Here is a 24041-nt window from a genome sequence, read left to right as displayed (position 1 = left end):
GATTTATGGGACGCTACGCGTGCACCTTGTTTTGTTCGGCCGCCCTTTGGGTCGTCGGCGCCGATCCGGCTCTGGCCCAGGAAAGCGACCCGCCCGCCCCGGCTGACACCGCGTCGGCAGCCGTCGATGACGGCTCGATCGTGGTTACGGCGAGGCGCCGCGAGGAGCGGCTCGCCGACGTCCCGACAGCGGCCTCGGTCATCGACGCAGCCTCGCTTGCAGATCGCGGTGGCGCGACGTCGACCCCCGAACTCCTGGCCGATCAGCCGAGCGTTCGTTTCAACAACCTCAACTCGTCGCTGACCTCCGAAATTTCCATTCGCGCATCGTCGACGGCGCGGGCGACGAACGGCGATCCGAGCATCGGTCTCTACCGCAACGGGGCCTATATTGGCGGCGGCCCCGTCGGCGGCCGCAACTTCTCGCGGCTCGACATGCTCGATATCGGCCGCGTCGAGGTGCTGCGCGGGACGCAGGGTGCCCTTTACGGCCGGAACGCGGTCGGTGGCGCGATCAACATCATTTCGGCACAGCCGGAGTTCGATCTCTCGGGGTGGGCGAGCGCACGCTATGCCTTCGAGAACAACAGCCTCCAGCTGCAGGGCGCAGTCAATGTGCCGCTTGGCGAAGGCGCTGCGCTGCGCATAAGCGGCGACCTTGTCGAGCAGGACAAGGGCTTTTTCTACAATCCGGACAACGACGTATATTTCGATCGGCAGAAGGGCCACGGTCTGCGCGGCCAGCTCCGCCTTCGGCGCGGTCCCGTCGATGTCGTGCTTCTCGCCGAGACGCAGCGCCTCACGACGCCCAGCATCCACTACCAGATCTTCATCCCGGCCGGCACGCCGGGCTTTCCGGGAGGTTATATCCAGGACCGCTTCAGCTATCCCTGGAGCACCGCCCCGCGAGCCATTCAGGACATCGACGGGTTGCAGGCCCTGGTGCGCGTCGATCTGGGCGGCGCCGAGCTCAGTTCCACGACCAGTTTCCGCAAACGCCATTCAGAATATGACCTCGACAACGACGCGGTCAGCCCGGCCGAGCTGGCGCGTGCGCGGGCAGCGGGCCAGGTCGGCGCGCTGACGCCGATCGATCCCAGCAGCGGGTCGTTTGTGATCGATACCACCGACAGCTTCTCGCAGGACATTCACGTCAACGGATCGGGCGGGCGCTTCGCCTGGCTCCTCGGCGCGGAGGCGCTGATTCTCGACAGCGATTTCTCGCTGACCACGACGCGGACGCCGACGCTCGCCAACCCGTCGCCGGGCAACATCGCGCCGTCGCGCCTCCACTTCGAAAGCTATGCGGCTTACGGGTCGCTCGGCTTCGACATCACCGACACGATCAACATCACGGGCGAACTTCGCTACACCAGCGACAGCCGGTCGATCACGGCGCGGCTCTACGATCTGGCGACCGGCCTCCCGACCGGCGGGCCGAGCCGCATTATCGACGGGAAGCTGAGCGACGACAATCTTTCCTACAATGCGACCCTGTCGTTCAAGCTCACGCCGAACGTGCTGGCATATGGCAAGGTGGGAACCAGCTACCGCGCCGGCGGCTTCAACACCCGCCTGTCGGATCCGCGCGCGCCGAGCCCTGTTCAGGTACCGTTCGGGAGCGAGGGGAGCCGGAGCTATGAAGTCGGCATCAAGGGCAGCCCCCTTCGCCGCGGCTACTTCGCGATCGCCGGCTATTATACCGAGCTGGATGATCTGATCGCCCAACTCGACGATGGCTGCGCGCTGACAAACCCGACCTGCCCGGTGGCCGCCGTAACCTATCTCGCCAATGCAGGCGATGCGAAAAGCTGGGGCATCGAAGCGGAATATTCGCAGGGCTTCGATCTCGGGGAGGGCAATGGCCGCCTCGCGCTCAGCGGGTCGCGTCAGGGCGGGAAGGTCAAGAGCGGACGCTATGACGGGCTCGACCTTGCCCAGGTGCCGGACTGGCTCGCCTCGGCCAATCTCAACCTTCGCTATCCCGTCGCCAAGGATGTCGCGCTGACGAGCAATGTCCTCGTGAGCGGTCAATGGGGCGGCAAGCAGGAGCTGACGGCCACATCGGTCGATCTTGACGATTATGTTCTGGTGAACTTGCGCGTCGGCGTACAGTTCGGGAAGGTCAACATCAGCGCCTTCGCCAACAACCTGTTCGACAAGCTCTACTATGTCGCCCAGGCCCCCACGATCAATCGCTACAGCCAGCCGCGCGTAATCGGTGTCGAGGGTCGCATAACCTTCTGACACGGCACGGCGGAGGAGGCCTTCGCACCTGGCAGCAGAAATGAGGAGGCCGAATTGCGGCTGAGCTTATCATTGGGACTTTGCCTGGCAGCCGGCTTGCTCTGTCCCGCGTCCGCCTTCGCAGGCGACGCGGGGCCGGCGGTCAGCCTCGCACAGGGCAGGCTCGTCGGCAGCAGCGCATCGGGGATCGACCGCTTCTACAACATCCCGTTTGCCGCCGCCCCGACCGGGAGCCTGCGCTGGCGTCCGCCCCAGCGCGCGGGCGCGTGGAAGGGCACCCGCGATGCTTCACGGCCGGGACCGGCCTGCCCGCAGCGGGTCGTGCCCGCCCTCGTCGCCGGCGGTGTCGCGGACTTTCAGTCCGAGGACTGCCTCCAGCTCAATGTCTGGCGGCCGAAGGACGCGCGCAAACTCCCGGTCATGGTCTGGATCCACGGCGGCGCCCATGTTCTCGGATCGGGTGTCTTTCCGGCCTTCGACGGCTCCGCCTTCGCGCGCCAGGGCGTGGTTCTCGTCACCATCAACTACCGTCTCGGTGCGCTGGGATATTATGCTCACCCCGCGCTCAGCGCCGCCAGGCCAAAGGGTGAAGCGCTCGCCAACTATGGTCTCATGGACCAGCTGGCGGCGCTGCGCTGGGTCCAGGCGAATATTTCGGCCTTCGGCGGAGATCCGAAGCAGGTAACGCTGTTCGGAGAGTCGGCCGGCGCGATCGGCGTAACGACGATCCTCGCGCAGGAGCAGGCCAAGGGGCTCTTCGCGCGCGCGATCGTCCAGTCGGGTGTCGGCCTCCTCGACCCGCGCCCGCTCGCACAGCAGGAAGCCCTCGGCGCCGCGTTGGCGGTCCGGGCCGGAGCCAAACCCGGAGCATCGGCAGCCGATTTGCGCGCGCTTCCCGTCGCCGCGCTGGTCTCCGCAAGCGAAGTCCGGTCACCGGGGGAGATGACAGGCCCCATACTCGACGGGACGCTCATTCGCGAAGCCCCCTGGCGGACGCTCGCCAAGGGCGAACCGGTCGATGTACCGCTCCTCGTCGGCGCGAACAGTAACGAGGCCAGCGTGATCGTCGCAATGGGTGTGCCGCCCGCGATGGCGATGGTCTATCTCGGCGCCGACCAGGCGGGGGGGCGGTCAGCCTATGGCGCTGGTCTCGCCGAAGACGAACTTGCACGCCAGATCCTCGGCGACGCCTGGTTCGTCGGGCCGGCGCGGTGGCTGGCCGCACGCACGGCCCGGGGCAAGCCCTCCTTTCTCTATCATTTCGACTATGTCGCGGCCGGTCGTCGCTCGCAGGCGAAAGGTGCCGCGCATGGCTCCGAAATTCCCTATCTGTTCGGATCGCTGGACTATTTTGCATCGCTCGCGGGACCGATCGGCGAAGAGGACCGCCGGTTCGGCGCCGCTATGTCCGAATGCTGGGTGGCTTTCGCAAAATTCGGAAATCCGCGCTGCGCGCTCGTCCCGGATTGGCCGCGTTATGACGCGGCTGACGACCGTCTGGCCCTGCTCGCTGCGAACCCGGTCGTGGCTTCCGGCTTTCGCAAGGCGCAGATCGATCATCTTCTGAAGGTGCATGCCGAAGCATCGGGCACTGCTCCATAGCGCCCACGGGTCCGCGGGCTCCGTTTCGACGACGTGCAACGAAGCTGGGAGAGAGAATATGGTGCAGAGGAGAATATTGGTCTGGGGCGCCGCCGGTGCCGCCTTGATCGGCGCGGGCGCGATTGCCGCGCAATCCGTCTTTAGTCAGAGGGAGGAGGACGGCGCCCGCCCGATGGTGCAGCTGCCTCCCCAGGCCCCCATGGCCCGGGCATCCGGCAGCGCAACCGCCGCGGCACCCGCTGCGAGCGCCAGCCTGTCGACCACGGTCGGAGGCTATACCTATGACTGGACGGCGCTGGAAGCCGCGATCGAAGCCGACACGGAGGTCGCGAACGGCTTCTTCATCGTCGGCAACGCGAACGATCCGGAATATCTGTTCACCCATGAGAAGGGGAGTTTCGGGATCGATCGCGTAACCCCGCTCGCCTCGGCTTCGAAATGGATGGCCGGAGCGCTCGCCATGCGAATGGTCCAGTCGGGTATCGTCACGCTCGAGGATCCCATGGCCCCGGCGCTTGCCTTCTGGACGACGAGCGGTACGAAGAAGAACGTCAAGCTGAAGCACACATTGTCCATGACCTCGGGCTTCAATGCGAGCCCGCTGGTCGGCGGATGCCAGCTTCTTCCGACCTGGACGCTCTACAATTGCGCGAAAAGCATCCATGACCTGCGCTACGACAGCCTGAGGCCAGGCAATGCGCCTGGCGCCCAGTACAGCTACGGGCCGCACGGTATCCAGATCGCGGCCGCCTATCTCGAGGCGAAGGACACCAGTATCCAGCCCGGGACGAGCCCCGCGCGTCAGCGCAATTTCCACGAGCTGTTCAGCCAGCACGTGACAACGCCGCTCGGCATGACCTCCACGGTCTGGTACGATCCAGGCGGAAGCGCCCCGACCAATCCGTGGATTGCCGGCGGCGCCTACTCGACGCCGCGCGATTATGCGAAGCTCCTGCGCGCCCTTCTGAGCGGCACATTCGTCACCGACATGACTGCCTTCACGCAGCAGCGAACGGCTGGCCTGCCGCGGCTGTTCGTTCCGTCCGGCGCGACCAACTGGGAATATGCGCTCGGCTCCTTCGTCGAATGCGATACCCCAGCGGCCTGCGCGACCTCGAAGATCAATTCCTCGCCAGGGGCCTATGGATGGACCGGATGGATCGATCGCCAGACCGGCTATTATGGCCTGATCGCCACGGAAATCTCGACCGGCGGCGACCGCAAGGGCGTCGAGCTCGAGCAGGTGATGCAGGATTTGATCGAAGTTGCGATCGCGAACCGTACTCCGGCTCCCTGACCTCACCTCCGAGGGAGCAATACCTCGGCGCGGCGGCGGCAGCCGCCGCGTCGTCCTTTAGCATCAATCGTGGGCCAGGCGCGCATCATGACGTTTACCAGGCGCGACATGATCCGCTTTGCCGCCGCCGCTGCGGTCATTCCCGTTGGTGAGCCGGTCGCCGCGGTGACCGCGGACGAGGATCGCTTCGCAGCCTTCTGCGCCGGCTTTCCGCTTTTCGAGTTCGCCCGCACCGCCTATGTTTCGGCTAGGCCGCGGACTGCGGGAGGGGCCTGGATTCTCAACAGGCCGATGAGTCGGCGCAGCCTGTCTGATCCCGCCATGCGGCAAATAACCGCCGTCAACAATGATTGCCTCGTCACCAATGCCCGAATTGATCTCTCGGGCGGCCCGGTCGTTGTCGAGATACCGGACATTCCGGACCGTTATTTCAGCACGGCGTTCATGGATGCCTTCACCGATAACTTCTTCTTTGCAGGTACACGGGCGTCGGGAGGCAGGGGCGGACGGTTTGCCATTCTGCCGCCAGGCTGGCCGGATGACGCGGTTCCCGAGGGTGCCTATCCCGTTCGTGCCGCGACTTCGGACGTCTGGATGTTGATCCGCATTCTGATCGACGGACCCGAAGATGTCGCTGCGGTCAATGCGCTTCAGGACGCCATCCGGATCGAGGATGCGGCAACCCGCAAGGACGGACCGATCCTGCCGGTCGAGCCAGGTGACATAGCCGATGCCGGAAATTTCCTCGCGGTGGTGAAGGCGATGCTCGATCGATGCGACCCCGGAGACCCGCGTGCACTAAGAGCAAGGCGGTTTCCCGAGTTCTCGGGCGCCATGCCGCCTGCACAAGATTGGCCCGCGCCCCTGCTTCGGTCGTGGCGCACCGCGATTGCCGACGGGCTGACCCGGCTAGCCGCCGCGTCGTCCAATGAGCGGAGAATTGATGGCTGGAGCTACTCCGCCGACGCGACGGGCGACTTTGGGGAAAACGAAGAGGAGCGAGCGCGTGTCGCACTCGTGGGCCTCGCCGCCTTGCCGCCGGAGGAGGCGCTCTACGCTCACGGGCTCGCTGACGATCATGGCGAAGCTCTGCGAGGCGACCGGAACTACCGTCTCCGCCTGCCACCCGGGGGCGTTCCGGTGAAGGCCTTCTGGTCGCTCACAATGTACAGTGAAGAGGCTGACGGTCGGCTGTATCTCGTTCCCAATCCCATTTCCCGCTATTCGATAGGTGACCGAACCCGGTCGATCCGTCCCAATCGCGATGGCTCGATCGACATATTGTTTCAGCGCGAAGCGCCTGAGGCGGCCATGGCCGGTAACTGGCTGCCAACACCCGGCGGTGCCTTCCGGCCGCTTTTTCGGGGCTATCTCGCGCTGCCCGCTCTTCGTTCGCTCGCATGGCGGCTCCCGGCGATCGAGCGCGTTGCCTGACCATTTCATCTAGGGGTCGCGACGTTGGCCGTCGGGTTGCGCCCCGAAACGCCCCTGAACCGTGAGCCACCGGTGCGCGGGCGTCCCGCCACCCCGGGGTGGTGGCAGCAGGTCGCCTCAGCGGCCGCGGCTGTCGATCGCCGCCACGCGCATTGCGATCAACGCCCGGCTCTTGCGTGAAATCCCCCACAGCACGCCCGGCTGGCTTTCGTCCCAGTCGATCGCCTGTCCCTCGGCCTCCATCGGCACGGTCGCAATATGGTCGAGCGTTGCGCCCCCTTTGGGCAGCCGCGTGACATAGAGTTCGGGCAGATCGTGTCCCGACAGCCACAGATTTCCATCGGGCCCGAAGCCGCCACCCGAAATGCTCATCGGCGCGATCCGTTCGAGGATCGTCGCGGGCAGCGCCCAGCTTTCGGTGCGGCGCCACTCGGGATCGAATTTGACCAGCGTGGTATAACGGTGGTCGCGCGGCGGCTCGCCGCCCTTGGCGTCATAATTGGCGAACATGCCCCACCAGTGGCCGTCGTGCCAGTCGATCCAGGTGAGCGAACCGGTGCCCTGTCCCAGCGACACCGTGCGCTTGTGAGCGAGCGTGAGGGGATCGAAGATTTCGACCGAGCTGGCCTGCGGTACCGCCGGGAAGTTCGACGCCGCGCACACCAGCTCGCCTTTGAGCAGGGCGCAGCTGTTGATGTGCGGATAGCGCGCGGGGTCGCCCTCCCACAGTGTCACGCGCTCGCCGGTCTTGCGGTCGTAGCGGGCGATCGTCCAGTTCGCGACGGCGTAGATGCCCGCGGGGCCGGCCGCCACACCCTGCCGCGCTTCGGCGGCGGGGATGCGGCGGACGGTCTCGGCCGCCTCGCCCTGCGGAACCGCGGCGGCAGGCGTCGCTGCGGTCGAGGCGAGGAGCAGAAGCGCACCGAGCATCAGAAGTTCGCCGCCACGCCGAACCAGAAGGTGCGGCCATATTCGGCCGATTCCTGGAGATAGGCTTGCCCCGGGCCGACGAGTTCGCGGCGCCCCTTGTTCGTGAGGTTCTGCCCCTCGGCGTAAAGCGTGACGTTCGGCGTCAGGCGGAAGTTGAGGTTCGCGTCGAGCGTGCCGCGGCTCTTCCAATATTGATCGGCATTCGGGATCGTGTCGTTGATCGTTTCGAGGAAGCCACCGATGTAATTGTAGGACAGCCGGCCCTCGAACTTGCCCTTCTGGTAATAGACCGACGCGTTCCAAACCGTATCGGGCTGCAGGAACAGGCCCGTCACGCGCGGACCGACGCTGGTCAGGAAGGTGAACTTCGTATCGAGGAAGGTCGCGTTCGCGCTGATGCCAAGGCCGTCGAACGGATCGGGCAGGAAGGTCAGCGCCTGCTGAAGGTTCAGCTCGAGCCCCTTGATCGTTGCACTCTCGGCGTTGCGCGGTTCCGAGACCAGCACATCCTCGACCCCACGGCCCACGTCGATCCGCTCGACGTTGGACAGGGTGAAGATCTCGTTGTTGATCTTCTTGTGGAACAGCGCGGCCGAGATAACGCCGTCCTTCGGATAAAATTCGAACGACAGGTCGAAGCCGCGGCTTTCGCGGGGCTTCAGCCCGGGGTTGCCGCGCGACAGCGTCGGCTGGCTGCCATCGAAGCTGAGTGCTTCGGTCGCGGCGATCGAGCCGTAATCGGGACGGCCGATCGTGTTGGTATAGGCCCCGCGGATGACGAAGCGGTCCGCGACGTCCCAGCGGATATGGAAGCTCGGCAACCAATTGTCATAGCTGCCGTCAGTCGTGACCTCGGTCAGCGTCGATCCGACTGCGCGGAAGGCGTTCGAGGAAATCTCGGTGCGTTCGTAGCGCAAACCGCCGAGCAAGGTGATATTGCCAATGCGCGTGCTGCCCTGAAGATAGGCGGCATAGACATCTTCGCTGACGTCGTAATTGCCCGCGACCGACGCGACCGTCGTCGTGAAGTTGGCCTTGTTCGCTTCGTAGAAAGCGGGGAAAGCGTCGGCGTCGATGCGGATCGGGATGTAGAATTGATCGCGGATCGCCTTGGTCGGACCGTCGGTGACGACCTTGTCGAGCGTGTAGGTAAAGCCGGTCGCAGCGCGATAATCGGTGCGCGGGTTGCTGTTCTCGCGGTCGGTCAGACGAACGACGCCGCCCGTCTTGATCTTGAACCCGCCGTCATAGCTGTCGTCGCCATATGTCAGGTTGAGACGGAACTGGCCGCTCTTCTCCAGCGATTTCTGAAGGTCGCTGCGTTGCTGCTGAAGGTAGAAGTTGGTCGGGTCGACCGCGGCAGCAGCGTTCGTCGGGGTGAACACCGGATAAAAGTCCGACGTGTCATAGTGAAAGGCATAGCGCGTACCATCGGCGTCGCGGGTACGGAATTCGATGCTTTCATTGGGAACGCGCAGGCGGCCGAGCGAGAAGACGGCGTCGCCGTCGACCTTCAGCTTCTCACCGGCATCCCAGTCGAAGGCGGTGCGGCCGAGCGCGACGAGGCGCTTCGTGATCGGCTGGTTGAGCTGGATGATGATGCGGCCGCGCGCGAAATCGCCGCTGGTCGGCGTCTGGTTCGCGACGTTGCCGATCGGTTCGATACGATATTCGATGCGCTCTTCGTCGTCCTCGGTGCGCGCAACGACACCCGACAATTCCCAGCGAAAGCGATCCGACGGGCGCCATTCGATCTTCACATTGCCGCCGGTGCGCTGTTTGGTGTTGTTGTACCAGAAGAGTCGGTGCTGGGTCGGCACCTGAATGCCGTTGCCGTTTGCCGCGCCCGAGTTCACCGGCGCGCCGGCCGCCGTATATTCGCGGACCGACGGGCTCGCGACCTCGATCTGCGGGATGTCGTAGTCGAGCTGTTCCTGGCTGGCGCCGATGACGATGCCCCATTCGTCGTTCGCACCGAAGGTCGTGCCCGCGGCGAAGGCCAGGCGATAGGACGGCTTGCTGTTCCGCACGTCCCCATTCTGCTCGTAGACGCCATAGGATGCGACGCCGTTGAAAAAGGCCCGCTTTGCGTCGAATGCGCTGCGCGTCGCGATGTTGATGATGCCGCCGATCGCATTGGCGTCATTCTCTGGCGTCACCGTCTTGATGACCTCGATCCGCGCCGCCATCACCGAGGGGATGATGTCGAGCGGCACCGTGCGGCCAGTCGAGTCCACGCCCGACACCAGCGCGCCGTCGACGGTCGTGCGGTTGTAGGTCGACTGGAGCCCGCGAAGCACGGGGAAGCGCGGTTCGCCTTGGTCTTCCTGCACCGACAAGCCCGGGATGCGGCGCAGCGCGGCGGCGGTATTATGGTCGGGGAGCTTGCCGATGTCGTCCGACGAGATCGCGTCCATCACGATGAAGGCATCTCGCTTTTCGGCCGTCGCCTCATATTGCGCGCGGCGCTGGCCGGTGACGACGATGGAATCGCCATCTGGGTCGGCCGCCCCGTCGACGGGTTCGGTCTGGGCGAGAAGCGGTAAAGGAACCAGGGCCGCGGTGAATAGGAGTGCGGCCCGCAGGTTCGGGAGAGAATGATTCATGGTTGTGGTCCCCGCCAGCAATGTCGCCTCGGCCAGTAGGGCCGGGTTGCGACACGTCGGAGAAGGAGCCGCGTCAGTAACGAGAAGGAAATATAACAGCGATTGTCATCAATCCTCGATCGCAGCGCCCAACGCCTGCGTAGCGGTCTCCAGGCGCCGGCCGGGACGGGGCGAGGGATGCTGGGCCGCGGCGGGGCAGTTGCATATATATTGTGCGGCCCTGCCGGTGTCGCGGCGCCTCCGGCAGCTCGGCGCAGCGTCCCCTCGATGCGCTGGCCGCACGACCGCCGCCACCCTGCCTTGCTACGTGCTGCCGATGCAACATGCGACCTGCTGCCCATTCTCTTCGACATTGCCAATCGGCAAGTCAGGTCGATTATTGACAAGCTGGCGGCGAGCCTGTCTGCTTCCGATCCGCGCTGGGATATTGTCCGGCTTGGCCTGCCCGAGACGACCGGACCCTGTACCAGAAAGCAGAGCTGAGCAGCGAGCGGGTGCAGTCCGCTGGCGGTCTGACGGGGAGAATTGGAGCGATGCGCAGAATCTTCATGGTCGCGGCGGCCCTGGCGGCCCTGCCGGTTTCGGGCGGCGTTTCGCGGGCTCCCGCAGGCGAAGCCGACGCGGCGGTCACGATCGATCATGGCGGACTGAAACGCAGCTACCTGATGCATGTCCCGGTCAAGGCTCCGCCCCAAGGCGGCTATCCGGTGGTGGTCATTCTTCATGGGGGCGGGGGACAGGCCGATAGCATGGTCAAGCTCGCACGGCTTGATCCGCTGGCGGATGCACGGGGCTTTATAGCGGTCTATCCGAACGGCATCGGCAAACATTGGAACGACGGCCGCGCAACGGTCAAAAGCAAGGTCGACGACGTCGGCTTTATCGGGGCGGTCCTCGATGATGTGGGCCGCCGCCACCCCGTTGACCGCGGCCGCATTTTCGTGACGGGTATGTCGAACGGAGCCATGATGGCACACAGGCTGGGCTGCGACATGTCCGACAGGATTGCGGCTGTGGCTGCTGTCGCCGGGATGCTCGCCGCCGACTATGCGGCGGTGTGCGACCCCCGGCACGCCGTGGCCTTGCTGCAGATCAGCGGCGACGCCGATCCGATCGTGCCCTATGGCGGCGGGAAGGTTGAAGACTTCGGCGGGAGGGGGCAGGGCGGTATCGTTCTGTCCGCTAACGACAGCGCGAAATTCTGGGCGGAGAAAAATCGATGTGGCACGATGACGGTGCGAAACAATGCTGCGGCCACGAAGCGCGCCGAATCCACGTCGACCGTCGCAACGGACTATCGTGCCTGTCCGCTCAGCGCCCCCGTAAGGCTGGTTTCGGTCGTGGGCGGGGGCCACAGCTGGCCCGGGGGGCCGCAATATGCCCCGGTCTTCCTCATCGGCAAGACGAACCGGGACATGGACGCAAGCCGTACGATAGTGGAGTTTTTCCTGGCGCTCCCGAGGAGATGAACGAGCTGCAATTCGTCCCGGAATTCGGGCACGTACCGCTGCCTTCTCCGGGCGAGCTGCGGTCTGACACTTTGGGATCCTGCGGTATGCAATCGGTTCACCGGATCGTCAGCACGAGCGTGCATCGCCCCGTGGCTACCGGGCCTGGGGAATATCCGCAGAAGGGTGACGCATGACGTCGCGGCCCGAGATGCTCAACCGGGTTACGCCATGGAGCGGCGCCCTCGGCCTCGAATTTCTGACGATATCGTCCGATTGCGCGGTCATGAGGCTGCCCTGGCGCGACGACCTCGCTGCTTTTGAGGACGCCATGCTGCTTGCCAGCGGCGCGATCGCGACACTGATCGACCAGGCATGCGGGATGGCCGTGATGGCTCGCTTCGATCGACAGGTGGTAATCTCGACGCTCAACCTCAAAATCGACCATGTGCGGCCAGCCGCTACGGCATCGTCCGTGACGGTCGAGGCGCGCTGCTACCACATGACCCGCAACATCGCCTTCGTGCGTGCGGACGTGTGGGATACGGACCCCGGCGCGCTCGTCGCCGCCGCTCAGGGAAGTTTCGCATTCAGGAGGCACCCCTCGTCGTGAACAAGCCGTTCCCAACAGGTGACATCCTCGCCCATTCTCCGTTCGCCGCCTTCCTCGGGGTCGAGATGGACGAAAGCGATGGCGCGCATCTTTATCGGCTTGTCGAACGCGAGAGGCTGGTGGGCAACGTGCAGCTCCCGGCGCTGCATGGCGGGGCGATAGCGGCCTTCCTCGAACTCTGCTGCGCCGCCGAACTGGCGCGGGTTGCGGGGCTTCACACCCCGCCGCGCCCGATCAGCATCAACCTGCAATATATCGCCAGCGCTGGCCCGGTCCCGACCTTTTCAAAACCCCAGGTGAGGCGCATCGGCCGCCGCGTTGCCGTCGTTCACGGCGAGGCATGGCAGCTCGGGCCGGACAAGCCGATTTGCGCTGCGCAGTGCGAGTTCAGAATCTGAGGGCAGGCATGTCTCGCGACATCGGTGCCATGTCTCCGAATGCCGATCCCGGCCGGTTCTTTGCCAATTATTGACAATGGCCGCGGTCTTTCTCACAAACGGCAGGCGCGGTCAGAATGTAGGCAAAGCCGAGCAGGTGGGAGCAGGTTCATGGCAAGATACAGGATTATACTCGCGGCATTGGCGTTGGCAGCCCCCGGCCACGCGATCGCCGCGACCGGGGCCGGCTGCGCGGCGGCGACCGCCTATTCGGACAGCCGCCGGGGCCTGTCCGTCCTGGTCCTGCAGAATGGAGCAATCGTCTGTGACACCCATAAGGGCGCCGCGGAGGAAGCCTATGAACTCTGGTCCGGGACGAAGAGCTTTGTCGGGATTATCGCCGCAGCGGCGGTGCAGGACGGTCTTCTGACCCTCGACGAGCCGGTCGCCGCAACGATCAGGGAATGGTCCGGGACCCCCCTGAAGAAGGACGTCACCCTGAGGCATCTCCTTTCGATGACGGGTGGACAGGTCAGCGCGATCGGCAAGCCGCCAACATATGCGGAAGCAGCCGCGCAGGATCTGGTCGCCGCGCCCGGAACCGAATTTCATTATGGGCCGGCCCCGATGCAGTTGTTCGGAGAGATCCTCCGGCGCAAGCTTGTCGCCGCCGGCCGGCCGGGCGACATCGAAACCTATGTCGGCGACCGGATATTGAAGCCGCTGGGAATGTCGGTGGCGCAGTGGCGACGAGGTGCCGACGGGAATCCGCTGCTGCCGCAAGGGATGGTCCTGACGGCGCGCGAGTGGGCAAAATTTGGAGAGTTCATCCGCGCCGGCGGCACGAAGGACGGGAAATCGCTCGTCGATCCCGTGGCATTCGCGGAGCTGTTCAAAGGCAGCAAGGCCAATCCCGGTTATGGCCTCACCTGGTGGCTCCCCCATATTGCGCCAGGTGCCGATCCCGTCACGGCGTCGACCGACATCGGCCGCCGCGCCGCCGAACTGCCTCGCGACCTGGTGCTCGCGGCGGGGGCCGGAGACCAGCGGCTATACGTCATCCCTTCGCGCGGACTTGTCATCGTGCGCCAGGCGCGGCTCGACCTCGCCGCGCTCGGCCCCGGCGCGGACCCCGCGACCAAATGGTCCGATGCCGACTTCCTCAGGCTCTTGCTGGACTGAAGCGTCGGTTCCGGGCCACGCCGGCGGGGCAGCAAGGCGTCGAATCGCTGCGACGACAGATGACCGGGCGGCCGCGCATAATCGCCTCAGAAAGGGGCGGCGCCCTTGATCGTCACGCGATTTCCATAACGCCTTTCAGGCCAATAGTCCCAAATCGCCTGGTGCTGGGCACAGCGATTGTCCCAAAAGGCGAGAGTGCCGGGCGTCCAGCGGAACCGGCACTGGAATAGCGGATGGGCTAGGTGACCGAAGAGATATCGCAGCAGCGCGTCGCTCTCGTCCGGAGACAGGCCGACGATGGCGGTCGTAAACCCCGAATTGACGAAGAGCGCCTTGCGCCGCGTCACCGGATGGGTGCGGACAACCGGATGGACCGATCGCGGATAGACCGGCCGATCGGAGACACCCAAGTTCGCGTAGAGGCCGCGATAGACATGCTCCCCGTCGTGAACGGCCTGCAGGCCTTCGAGGCGGCGCTTCATGCCTTCCGACAGCAATTCGTAAGCCGCGTACATGTTCGCGAACAGCGTGTCGCCTCCGACTTCGGGACAGGTGTGGATGTATAACATCGATCCGAGCGGAGGCTCCGCATCGCACGACACGTCCGAGTGCCAGCCTTCACCATTTGCGCGGGGGCTATTCTCGTCGGTCGCGATCACCATCAACTCGGGATGTCCGGCTTCACTGGGCGCGGCAGGGTGGACGTGGAGCTCCCCGAATTTGCGGCCGAACGCGAGATGAGCCTCGGGCGTCAGCATCTGGTCGCGAAAGAAGATCACGAGATTCTCCGCGAACGCGCGTTCGATCTCGGCGAAGACGGCGTCCGGCATCGGCGCAGCGAGGTCGACACCGCCAATCTCCGCACCAATGGCTGGCGTCAGTCTCTTGACCGCGATCTCGCGATAGGGATCGCTGGCAGGGGCGAAGGTCCGTAGATGGGCGCGGCTGGCGGGCATAGCGTCGGCTCCGAGATATTACTCCGCTCTTTCGGCACCGCCTCGGACCGGATCGATCCGCGCGCAATATCAGCTATGTCGATTATTGACAATATAGCCTCGTTGGCGCGACCCGCGACGTCCCACGCTTCGGCGTCAGGGCCGCCCGATTGCGATCCGCAGCCTGGCGGCGAAGCCCCGGGCAGCCACCATGTCGGAGAACATGCGACCCCATTCATGAAGCGCGATCAGCAAGGGGTTGTTCGAGTTCACCGGCTTGACGAGACCGTAGGTGAGCCCTCCGCCGACGGGTTCCGCGCGAAACGTGCCGAACAGGCGATCGAAGATGATCGTAACGCCGCCGAAATTGCAGTCGAGATAGGCGGCGTCGCTGCTGTGATGGGCTCGATGGTGCGAGGGCGTGTTCAACACCCATTCGAGCGGTCCAAGCCTGCCTATCGCCTCGGTATGGAGCGGGAACTGATAGATCAGGTTCAACCCCAGGAGCACGCCGATCACGACAGCTGGGAATCCGGCAAGCGCGAGCGCCGCGAAGAACAGCCAGCCGAGCGAAAAAAACTCTGTCCACCCGAGGCGGATCGCCGAAGGCAGGATCAGTTCGCGCGTGCTGTGGTGCACGGCATGGGTCGCCCACATCCAGCGTATCTGGTGGCTCGCGCGGTGAAACCAATAGTAGGTGAACTCGACTGCGAAAAATCCTGCCGCCCATGTCCGCCAGTCATCGACGGGGAGGCGGAACGGGGCCCAGCCGTGCGCGGCCTGCAGGATTGCAAGAGTCGCAATACCGGTAACCGGGCGGATGGCTGCCTGCCCGATCGCTACGCCGAAGCTCGCGAGCGCCGCGCGGAAATCATAACCTCTGCCAGCGCGCCGCCAGGCAAATTCGGCGACGATGAGAAGCAGCATGGCGACCATCACGACCGGATATTGCATCGCAAGCCGCATCGCTATTTCGCCTTGAATTTCTGGGCGGCGACCTTCATCTCGGCTTCTGTGACCAGCTGGTCGTGGTTGGCGTCGGCGAGATCGAATCCCGGCATCGGTCCGTCCACGAACTCGGTCCGGGAAATGCGGCCGTCGCCGTTTCGATCGAACTGCCGTCGCAAATCGGCGATCCGCTCGCCATCCCAGCGCGACTGGAGGAACGACGGCAAATCGTCCTTGCTGAAGAAGCCGTCGCCGTCACGGTCGAGGCTGGACCATTGCGCCGCTCGCTGTTGCCTATATTCGCTTCGGCTGACCGAGCCGTCGCCATTCTTGTCGGCGGCGCGCAGTTGCTCTTCGACGCGATCGAAATTCCCCGGGGCGCCGGGGAAGGACTGCGCACTCCCGGCGCTCGCGAAGAGCGAGAGCGTCAGCGCAAGGCCGAGCGCGGCGCTGCGCAGGGCGTGGATGGACCTGGCATTCATCTTCATGACCGAATCTCCTGCAAGGGAGGAACAGGCGGCCGGAAAAGCGAGGGGCGGCTCGCGGTGGCCGCCCCTCGCATACCGGGGGGAGGGGGTGTGGCGGCCCCGGTTAGCGGCAGGGTATGACGGTGCCGGCCGCATCGGTGCAGCTTGAGCTGTGCACCGGCTTGCCTGTTGCAGGATCGATCGCCGTCGACCCGGAATAGCTGTTACCCGTGTTCGCGTTGGTGGCCGACGTCGTACGCCCGCCCGACCAGTTTCCGTTCGCGTCTCGCTGGAAGCCGCCGGCGCTGCTTGCGCTGCCGTTCGGACCGCTGGCATAGGCCTCGCCGCTCCGGCTGGCCGATCCGTCGGGCGAGACCGTCGTGGTCGAAGCGCGCTTGGCCTGGCTTCCATTGGCTCCCTGGTAGGCGCCGCCGGAGCGGGTCGTCACCGAGCCGTCATCGTTCTGGACCGTTCCGCGACCGCGGACCATCGTGCCATTGGGACCGCTCTTGGCAGAAACCGAGCCGTTTGCGCCGCGCGCCTTGATCGAGCCCTGGCGGGCGTCGGCGGTGCCCGCCGCGGCGAGGGCCAGTGTCGCTGCGAGGGCGGCGAACATTTTCGGGGTGTTGGTCATGCCGATACTCCTGTCTGTTGTATCAATGGGAACGCCCCTTCATCGCGCAAAACTATATCGTGATGATGTCGCCGATGAGCGAAGTTGCAACAGGGTGCGACGGGTCCGCGCGCCTGTCATGACTTGTCACATCTTCTGCACTGGCCCGGGCGCGGGCTTGCTGGCACTGTGCGCGGATGGACGGCAAGGCGCCCCGCATTTTGGTGGTCGACGATGACCCGGAACTGAGAGCCCTGCTACAGCGCTTTCTCCGCGAACATGGCTTCGAGGTTCGCGTGGCGGATAGCGGGCGCGCCATGGAGGCGGGGTTGCAGCGTGAGCCCGCGGACCTCCTCGTGCTCGACCTGATGATGCCGGGAGAGGATGGCCTCGCAATATTGCGCCGTCTTCGTGAAGGCGGCGACGGCATCCCGGTCATCATGCTGACCGCGCGGGGCGATCCCGTCGATCGGGTCATCGGCCTCGAGATGGGGGCGGATGATTATCTCGGTAAGCCCTTCCTGCCACGTGAGCTGGTCGCCCGTATCAACGCCCTGCTTCGCCGACTGTCCCCAGCGCGCACCCAGTCGCGCGACGAGACGGTGATCGTCGGCCCCTTCACGATAAACTACTCGGCGATGACGGTGCTGCGCGACGGTAACCCCGTCGCGCTCTCATCGCGGGAATTCGCTCTGATGGGGGCTCTCGCGCGAAGCGCCGGGCGTCCGCTCACCCGTGCCCAGCTCATCGATCGCGCGCTTGGTCGCGATGCAGAAATCACCGACCGCGCGATCGATGTCCAGATCGGCCGTCTGCGCAAGGCCATCGGCGATGACACAGATACGCCGCGCTTCGTGCGCACCATATGGGGAGTAGGATATATGCTGACCTGCAGCCCGGATGGTTGAGCGCTTCGCGAAGCGAAAGGTCGCGATGCTGGTCGGCATCGTGCTGGCGGGACAGCTGCTTGCCGGGCTGCTTGTGCAATTGCTAGTCATCGGACCGCAGACTGCCCGTGTCGCGGACGTGACGGCCGACATGATCGAAGCGCTGTCTAACGCCATGGCCGACATGCCGCGGTCGCGCCGCGCCGCGGTGCTCGCCGACCTGAATCGCGGCGACAATCTGCTCGTTCGGCCACTCGCGAATCCGCCTGCGGACGGGCGACGCTTCCCGTCGATCATTGAAGTCCATTTCATGCGTGCCCTCGCGGGACGCCTGGACAGACAGGAGAGTCTCGACTGGATCACCGATCCCGGCGACCGATTATGGGTGCGCCTGACGCTGGGGCGAGAGGAATATTGGGTCAGTATGACGCCGCCGCGCAAGCGGAGCGCCATGTTCAGCCTCCTGACCGCGCTCGGTGTCGCCTTCGTCGTCGCTTCGCTCGCGGGACTGTTGATTCAGCGCCGTCTCGACCGACCATTGCGGCGCCTGACTGCAGCGGTCGACGCCTATAGCCCCGATCATCCGCCCGAGCCGATAGATGCCGGAGGCCCGCCTGAAATTTCCACCGTTGCTGCTGCCTTCAACCGACTGACACAGCGACTTGCCGATCACGAGGCCGATCGCGCACTCATGCTCGGCGGTGTCAGTCACGATTTGCGAACGCCGCTCACACGATTGCGCCTCTCGCTCGAAATGATGCGAGGCGACCCCGAATTGCAGCTGAGCGCGGTTCGGCAGGTCGACAGGATCGAGGCCATGCTTGGCCAATTTCTCGACTTTGCGGGCAGCTTCGACACAGAGGAGATCCAGATAGTCGAGATCTCTCCGCTCCTGGCGCAAGTCGTTGCCGACAGCGGTTCGGCTGGTGCTATCGACCTCGAGGTGGAGGCAGGCCTCGAAGTTCGAACCAGGCCGCACGCCCTCTCGCGTGCAGTCGCCAATCTTGTTGCCAATGCCGTCCGCCATGGTGCCGCGCCGGTTCGTGTCGAGGCCCGGCGAAATGGGAATGGCGTCGCGATAGCGGTCACCGACCGGGGCAGCGGGATGTCTTCCGGCCAATGCGACGCGATGGTTCGGCCCTTTGCACGAGGCGACGTGGCGCGCGGCGGCGAAGGCACCGGATTGGGCCTGGCCATTACAAAGCGCGCGGTCGCAGCGCTTGCAGGGCAGCTCAGCTTCCGCTTTGTGCCGGACGGGTTTCAGGCCAGCGTCCTGCTGACCGATTTAAAGGTGCAAGCCTGCCCGAACTTGGGGTGAGCGCCTGGCAACGCGCTGCCTTTGTCGTTGCCCGCGAACGCGCGCTCGGCGCACATGCGCTCCCGGCAGCCCTGGCCCTGGTCATGGAGAGGGCGACGGCCACCATGACCGGATAGCGATGACGCCGTCCGCGCCGGGATTGGCATGATGGCCGCGGCAGGGGCGCGGTGCGTCTTCGGCGAACCGTCAGCGATTCCGACGCCGGGATCCTGGGGCCGAGATCGGTTTCCTAGCTGGAGGTGAAATTTTCGGCAGCGCGAGCTTGGACGCTGTTCACCGCGCTGCCGCGCGGTGCTTCCGGGAATCGGTCGAAAGCCATCCTGCCGGTCCCTTGCCTGATCCGGCCCGAACGCCGGACCTGCCGGTGTCTCTTCGAGAGCCAGAGGGAATTCCGGTCCTTGCGGCGGAATCGAGAGTCGGGAGAGTGGCTTCCGGCGTCCCGCCCCGGAGATGGCTCATGGCCAAGACGCAACCGAAAATCACCCTCAACCAGTCTCGCGACATTCCCTTCGACAGGTTGTTTCTGTCCCAATCCAACGTGCGGAAAATCCTCGCCGGGGAAACTATTGCTGAACTCGCAGCCGATATCGAGAGGCGAGGCCTGCTGACCAGCCTCAATGTCCGGCCGGTCTTGAATGACGACGGCCAGGAAACCGGGGATTATGAGGTTCCGGCCGGAGGCCGGCGATATCGCGCTCTTGAGCTGCTGGTGAAGCAGAAGCGGCTCGCCAGGGATGCTCCCGTTCCGTGCATCGTCAAGCCGGCCGATTGCGGCATCCTTGCCGAAGACGACAGCCTCGCCGAAAATGCCCGGCGCGAATCCCTTCATCCGCTCGACCAGTTCCGCGCCATGCAGGCGATGGCCGAGAAGGGCGACGATGTCGAAAAAATCGCCGCGCATCACTTCGTTACGCCGGCGGTCGTCCGCCAACGCCTGAAGCTCGCGGGCGTGTCGCCTGCGCTGCTCAAGGTCTATGCCGAGGACGGCCTCTCGCTCGAACAGATCATGGCCTTCACGATCTCGGACGATTTCGAGCGCCAGGAAGCCGTGTTCGAGCTGCTGAAGACCAGCTTAAGTTCGGCGCCTGCCTTCATTCGCGAGAAGCTGACCGAAAATAGCGTGCGTGTCGTCGACAAACGCGTCCGCTTCGTCGGGCTCGAGGCCTATGTCGATGCGGGCGGCAGCGTCGTGCGCGACCTCTTCGAGGCCGACGCCGGCGGCTGGCTGACCGATCCCCCGCTGCTCGACAAGCTTGTCGGCGCGAAACTCGAATCCGAAGCCGAACGCATCGGCGGCGAGGGCTGGAAATGGGTCGATGCCGGCCTTGATGCGCCATGGAACGCGAGCCGCGGAATGCGCGCGATCTACGGCGAAGAAGTGCCGATGACCGACGAGGAGCAGAAGACGCTCTCCGATCTCGAGACCGAAGGCGAGGCGCTCAGCAACGAATGGTGCGACGCCGATTATGTCCCCGAAGAGGTCCATGCGCGCCTCGAGGAGATCGACGCTGCGATAAGCGCGATCACCGAGCGGCCGCAGATCTTCGATCCCGCCGAGATCGCGATTGCCGGCGCATTCCTGTCGATCGAGGCCAATGGATCGCTCCGGATCGAGCGTGGCTTCGTGAAAGCAGAGGACGAACCGGTCGATCCCGAAGTCGAAGGCGGTGAGGGCGAAGCGGGCGCCAGTGCCGGCGGCCAGCATGCCGACTCGGCTTCCACCGATGCTGCGGCGCCCGCAGTGACCGGCGAGGCGGCCGGCGAGGAGGAGATCGAGACGCTCAAGCCTCTGTCCGAGCGGCTCGTCTCCGACCTGACGGCGTGGCGAACGCTCGCGCTGCAGGATGCTTTCGCCAAGGATCCGGCGACGGCCTTCGTCTCGGTGCTCCACGCCTTCGTCCTGTCCTGCTTCTTCGGGTACAGCAGCGAGGGCTGCGTGCAGGTCCGCGTGAACCCGGTCAGCTTCTCGAACGAGCCTCCGGGCCTTCGCGACAGCGCGCCCGGGCAGGCGATCGCCGAGCGGCGGGAGGAATGGCGCACCCGGATGCCGAAGAGCGACAAGGACATCTGGGACTGGGTGCTCGCGCTCGGCAGCGATGACCAATGGGCCTTGTTCGCGCATTGCGTGTCGGTCGGCGTCAACGCCCAGCGCGAGGCGGTCAAATATGACAACGGCCGCATCTCTCCCCACGGCGTCGAGCGGCGTGTCGCGCACAGCCATGTCATCGCGCGCGCGGTCGGCCTCGATGTCATTGCCGCCGGCTGGAAGGCGAAAGCGGACGCCTATCTCGCGGCCGTGCCCAAGCCGCGCATCCTCGCCGACGTCACCGAGGCGCGGGGCGAGAATTTCGCGCAGATGATCGACCATCTGAAGAAGGCCGACATGGCCCGCGAGGCCGAACGACTGCTCGAGGATACCGACTGGCTCCCCGAACCGCTGCGCACGCCCGAGCTCGAACCGGTGGCCTCACCCGCAGTCGCGAACGACGATGGTGCCGGCGAACTGCCGCCCGGCCTCGCCGAAAGCTTTGACGAGAACATCGAGGGCGATGCCACGGACGACGACGATGCGGATGCGGTCGCGGCCGAATGATCCGGCTGCGGCGCTGAGCCGCAATCCATCCTGACTACGAAAGCCCGGACATCGCGCCGGGCTTTCGCCTTTTCGGAGAAATGAAATGACCAATTCAATCCATGCCGCCGAGGCCGGTGGCGCTACCGCTATCGCAGGAGGTCATCATGGCTGACTGCGTCTCCATCTCGATCACGATCGGCGGGCGCGTTGGCGCCGAGGCTTTTGGCGCGCTCGTCGAGATCATCAACAGCGAACGCCTCTCGATCGAATGGGAAGGTCCCACCTTCCACGCCGGTCATCGTATCGTCGGCGAACCGCTGTCGCTCTACGCCCACAATGTGCCGTGGGGCAGGGCGGAGTCGCTTGAAGCCTTATGTGTCGAGCAAGGCCTGCCGTTCGTTCGCTGGTCGGGCGGCTATCCCGGCGAGTGGAGCGCGGAACGCGTCATCTTCCGCGGCTCGGGGGAAGCCGACTCCTACATGTGCGACGAGAATGATCGCATCATGATCGACCAGCATGTCGTGAAGGAACGCGGTTCGATCGAGGCCATCCTTACCTACTTCGAGGAAGCGGACTTCGAAATCCCGCCGCTGGTCGTCGACGGTGATCCGGAGCCGGCGCTCCCGCACAAAGGTGAGGAGGACGCTGATCATGCCTGACTATTATTCCCAGATGGTCGTGCGCCCCGACATTCCGAAGACGGCGATGAGCGAGCTGGAATTCAGGGTGCTGTCTTCGGTGTTTCGACATGAGATCATCGGCGAGGATGTCTATTTCTATGCGCCGTTCGGGCCGAACGACAGCGTCGCGATGGATGTCCCCGAGGTGATCACGATGCTCGCCGCCGACGATGGCATAGCAAGCTCGCTCGCGGAGTGTCTCCGCGACGAGCTTGCAGGGCTCGATCCCGACACGAACGAGCTCGACTTCGACCTGTCGGTCATCGGTTTCGAAGGCATCTTCCAGGACGTCGTGAAACGTTCGGCTCTCGATTACATCGAGGTGGAATCTGCCTGGTCCTGTTCGAAGATGCTGTCCGATGGCTTCGGCGGCTCGGCGACCCTGATCACGGCTGGCGACATCGAACATATGTCGACATCCGATTTCCTCGAACAGGCGATCGCCAAGCTCCCGATTGGAGCACCGCCCGGCTGAAACCGCGAACCGAATTTCCCTCTTCGAAGCCCGGCCATCGCGCCGGGCTTCTTCATTTTCAGGAGACCTATGATGACACCGCTTGAACTTTATCTGTCGGCGCCGCTCGGCAGCAAGATCCGCTTTTCCAATGGCCAGCCGCGCCCGCCCGAACGCTTCACCCGCAAGGTCAAGGCATGGGAGAATGACAATGGCACCGGGACGCTCATCGAATGCCAGCCCGGCTGCGATCGGCCTACCTATTCATCGCCGGCAACCTTCGGCCTCCACCTTGCAACCTATTCGAGCGGCGGGGTCCCGATCCTCGTCGTGCGCCGTATCTACTCGGTGGTCGGCAACCTCGACTTCGAGATTCTCGAACGGCCTGTCGCCGGTTCGGCACGCGTGCTAACCGGACTGGCGGACAATTGCGAACTGCGTCACCTCGCGGCCGATGACGAAGCGGCGCGGGCTTGGCTGGCCGAGCATCATTATCACGACGCGCGGATCGAGCTGGTGAGCGATCCCGACCCGGTCGATCGGCCGCTCATCCGGGAGGAAGCGGCATGACCGCAATCCAGGCCGAATATGGCACCACTTCCGATGGCCTGATGGCGGCGCGCATCGATTATCTCGGGTTGATCGCGCTGCCTGAGGGAGACGAGTATCGCATCTCGACCGCCGCTTCGTCGGCGCGGCCGATCACGTCATGGTCCGCGAAGGATGCCTTCGGGCGCGATGGCATCGTCGCGGACGAAGCGGGCTTTCGATCGCATGTCGAGGCCTGGCTGCTCCACTTCCGGCAACGCGCCGCTTTCGGCCGCGAGCGGATTTCCGGGAGCGTGCATACGCCCTGGGGGCCATCGCAGGTAGCCACACGCTACGCCGAGGGGATCATTTGCTACGACACGGCGAGCCACGGCGGCTTCCACCTCGATGAGATCCGCAACGCGCTGCTGCACCCGGCGCTGCGGTGGGACGACGGCTGGTATGAGGAGGATTGCGACTGGGCGCGCGTCGCCGCGGGCTATCCCGATCTCTTCACCGATCGGGAGCGCGAGGCGGCCGAGCGAACGCTTCGCGACTATGAACCGGATATCTGGGAGGCGCTCTACGGCCGCAGGCTCGAGCGTTCGGAGTCCCGGACGCGCGATCGCGAGGCCTTCCAGCGCGATCACGCAGGCGACTGGGTCGTGATCGCTGCGAGCCAGGCCGAAGCGCACCCCGGCAAGATAATCGCGACCGCCTCGCTTGGCGGCTTGCGCGGCGCGGTGGCGTCCCGCGATTTCCTCGTGCCCGACGAGGAATATGTCATCGGCCGGCATGGCTTCGTGATCGATCCGGAGCGCCATCGCTCCATGGGATGAGAGGAAGTGTCCCGGGGCCGGAAAGGGAGCCGCCGGGTCCGAGAGAGAGCGTCCGGCGGGCC

At 65.0% G+C, this 24041-nt stretch carries 23 protein-coding genes; 16 read left to right on the top strand and 7 right to left on the bottom strand.

The window, feature by feature from the left end; all coding sequences use genetic code 11:
• Window positions 1–5: 5 nt before the first annotated feature.
• From IR187_RS06065 to IR187_RS06050, 4 genes are all read left to right on the top strand, one after another.
• Entirely contained in the window at window positions 6–2246 is a 2241-nt protein-coding gene (locus tag IR187_RS06065; protein ID WP_058807253.1) for a TonB-dependent receptor, read from the top strand.
• A gap of 96 nt (window positions 2247–2342) precedes the next feature.
• Window positions 2343–3848: a carboxylesterase/lipase family protein gene (locus tag IR187_RS06060; RefSeq protein WP_058807254.1), complete on the top strand. Its 1506-nt coding sequence runs from the start codon at window positions 2343–2345 to the stop codon at window positions 3846–3848.
• 76 nt (window positions 3849–3924) lie between these two features.
• Window positions 3925–5145, top strand: coding sequence for a serine hydrolase domain-containing protein (locus IR187_RS06055; RefSeq protein ID WP_058818483.1), 1221 nt, complete (start codon window positions 3925–3927; stop codon window positions 5143–5145).
• 87 nt (window positions 5146–5232) lie between these two features.
• Window positions 5233–6579, top strand: coding sequence for a DUF1254 domain-containing protein (locus tag IR187_RS06050; RefSeq protein ID WP_058818482.1), 1347 nt, complete (start codon window positions 5233–5235; stop codon window positions 6577–6579).
• 117 nt (window positions 6580–6696) lie between these two features.
• Here IR187_RS06050 and IR187_RS06045 read toward each other — a convergent pair whose 3' ends face one another.
• Together IR187_RS06045 and IR187_RS06040 are read right to left on the bottom strand one after the other, a co-directional pair.
• Window positions 6697–7509 (bottom strand): hypothetical protein, encoded by an 813-nt coding sequence (locus IR187_RS06045; RefSeq protein ID WP_058807257.1) that lies wholly within the window; start codon window positions 7507–7509, stop codon window positions 6697–6699.
• Window positions 7509–10115 (bottom strand): TonB-dependent receptor, encoded by a 2607-nt coding sequence (locus IR187_RS06040; protein WP_058807258.1) that lies wholly within the window; start codon window positions 10113–10115, stop codon window positions 7509–7511. Before IR187_RS06040 ends, IR187_RS06045 begins: the two co-directional genes overlap by 1 nt.
• A 267-nt stretch (window positions 10116–10382) precedes the next feature.
• Between IR187_RS06040 and IR187_RS06035 the strand changes: the two genes are divergently transcribed.
• From IR187_RS06035 to IR187_RS06015, 5 genes are all read left to right on the top strand, one after another.
• Complete coding sequence (locus IR187_RS06035) at window positions 10383–10598, top strand: hypothetical protein (RefSeq protein ID WP_156420461.1); 216 nt, start codon at window positions 10383–10385, stop codon at window positions 10596–10598.
• 50 nt (window positions 10599–10648) lie between these two features.
• Complete coding sequence (locus IR187_RS06030; protein WP_058807259.1) at window positions 10649–11584, top strand: extracellular catalytic domain type 1 short-chain-length polyhydroxyalkanoate depolymerase; 936 nt, start codon at window positions 10649–10651, stop codon at window positions 11582–11584.
• Between the two features lie 172 nt (window positions 11585–11756).
• Window positions 11757–12176 carry a PaaI family thioesterase gene (locus IR187_RS06025; protein WP_058807260.1) on the top strand — a complete coding sequence of 140 codons (420 nt, stop codon included), beginning with the start codon at window positions 11757–11759 and terminating at the stop codon, window positions 12174–12176.
• Entirely contained in the window at window positions 12173–12574 is a 402-nt protein-coding gene (locus tag IR187_RS06020) for a PaaI family thioesterase (RefSeq protein ID WP_058818481.1), read from the top strand. The genes IR187_RS06025 and IR187_RS06020 overlap by 4 nt, the downstream gene beginning before the upstream one ends.
• 39 nt (window positions 12575–12613) lie before the next feature.
• Complete coding sequence (locus IR187_RS06015; RefSeq protein ID WP_082662662.1) at window positions 12614–13735, top strand: serine hydrolase domain-containing protein; 1122 nt, start codon at window positions 12614–12616, stop codon at window positions 13733–13735.
• Between the two features lie 86 nt (window positions 13736–13821).
• On the opposite strand, the gene IR187_RS06010 is transcribed toward IR187_RS06015, so the two are convergent.
• The 4 genes from IR187_RS06010 to IR187_RS05995 form a co-directional block, all read right to left on the bottom strand.
• The gene (locus IR187_RS06010; protein WP_058807263.1) at window positions 13822–14691 is read right to left on the bottom strand and encodes a TauD/TfdA dioxygenase family protein; all 870 of its coding nucleotides are present in this window, start codon (window positions 14689–14691) and stop codon (window positions 13822–13824) included.
• Between the two features lie 135 nt (window positions 14692–14826).
• Window positions 14827–15606 (bottom strand): sterol desaturase family protein, encoded by a 780-nt coding sequence (locus tag IR187_RS06005; protein WP_228765586.1) that lies wholly within the window; start codon window positions 15604–15606, stop codon window positions 14827–14829.
• A 32-nt stretch (window positions 15607–15638) separates the two neighbouring features.
• A complete protein-coding gene (locus IR187_RS06000; RefSeq protein WP_058807265.1) occupies window positions 15639–16106 on the bottom strand; it encodes an EF-hand domain-containing protein in 468 nt (155 codons plus the stop codon).
• Window positions 16107–16209: 103 nt separating this feature from the next.
• On the bottom strand, window positions 16210–16719 hold the full coding sequence (locus IR187_RS05995; RefSeq protein WP_058807266.1) for a hypothetical protein: 510 nt from the start codon (window positions 16717–16719) through the stop codon (window positions 16210–16212).
• 176 nt (window positions 16720–16895) lie between these two features.
• Here IR187_RS05995 and IR187_RS05990 point away from each other — a divergent pair, with 176 nt between their 5' ends.
• Both IR187_RS05990 and IR187_RS05985 read left to right on the top strand, forming a co-directional pair.
• Window positions 16896–17606, top strand: coding sequence for a response regulator (locus IR187_RS05990; protein ID WP_058807267.1), 711 nt, complete (start codon window positions 16896–16898; stop codon window positions 17604–17606).
• Window positions 17599–18903, top strand: a complete 1305-nt coding sequence (locus tag IR187_RS05985) for an ATP-binding protein (protein ID WP_058807268.1) — start codon at window positions 17599–17601, stop codon at window positions 18901–18903. Before IR187_RS05990 ends, IR187_RS05985 begins: the two co-directional genes overlap by 8 nt.
• 229 nt (window positions 18904–19132) lie before the next feature.
• Here IR187_RS05985 and IR187_RS17200 read toward each other — a convergent pair whose 3' ends face one another.
• A complete protein-coding gene (locus IR187_RS17200; protein WP_443028859.1) occupies window positions 19133–19804 on the bottom strand; it encodes a hypothetical protein in 672 nt (223 codons plus the stop codon).
• Between IR187_RS17200 and IR187_RS05980 the strand changes: the two genes are divergently transcribed.
• The 5 genes from IR187_RS05980 to IR187_RS05960 all read left to right on the top strand — a co-directional run bounded on the left by IR187_RS05980 (window position 19763) and on the right by IR187_RS05960 (window position 23979).
• On the top strand, window positions 19763–21496 hold the full coding sequence (locus IR187_RS05980; RefSeq protein WP_443028858.1) for a chromosome partitioning protein ParB: 1734 nt from the start codon (window positions 19763–19765) through the stop codon (window positions 21494–21496). The two genes, IR187_RS17200 and IR187_RS05980, sit on opposite strands and share 42 nt — an antisense overlap.
• Before the next feature lie 146 nt (window positions 21497–21642).
• Window positions 21643–22137: a hypothetical protein gene (locus IR187_RS05975; RefSeq protein WP_058807269.1), complete on the top strand. Its 495-nt coding sequence runs from the start codon at window positions 21643–21645 to the stop codon at window positions 22135–22137.
• Window positions 22130–22633 (top strand): hypothetical protein, encoded by a 504-nt coding sequence (locus IR187_RS05970; RefSeq protein ID WP_058818479.1) that lies wholly within the window; start codon window positions 22130–22132, stop codon window positions 22631–22633. Before IR187_RS05975 ends, IR187_RS05970 begins: the two co-directional genes overlap by 8 nt.
• Window positions 22634–22705: 72 nt before the next feature.
• The gene (locus IR187_RS05965) at window positions 22706–23182 is read left to right on the top strand and encodes a hypothetical protein (protein ID WP_058807284.1); all 477 of its coding nucleotides are present in this window, start codon (window positions 22706–22708) and stop codon (window positions 23180–23182) included.
• Window positions 23179–23979, top strand: coding sequence for a DUF7007 domain-containing protein (locus IR187_RS05960; protein ID WP_058807271.1), 801 nt, complete (start codon window positions 23179–23181; stop codon window positions 23977–23979). Before IR187_RS05965 ends, IR187_RS05960 begins: the two co-directional genes overlap by 4 nt.
• Window positions 23980–24041 lie beyond the last annotated feature (62 nt).

It is taken from the genome of Sphingopyxis solisilvae (assembly GCF_015475875.1).
Lineage (GTDB): Bacteria > Pseudomonadota > Alphaproteobacteria > Sphingomonadales > Sphingomonadaceae > Sphingopyxis > Sphingopyxis solisilvae.
The sequence above is the reverse complement of the archived record's forward strand: the minus strand, read 5'-3'. Positions and strand labels throughout refer to the sequence as shown.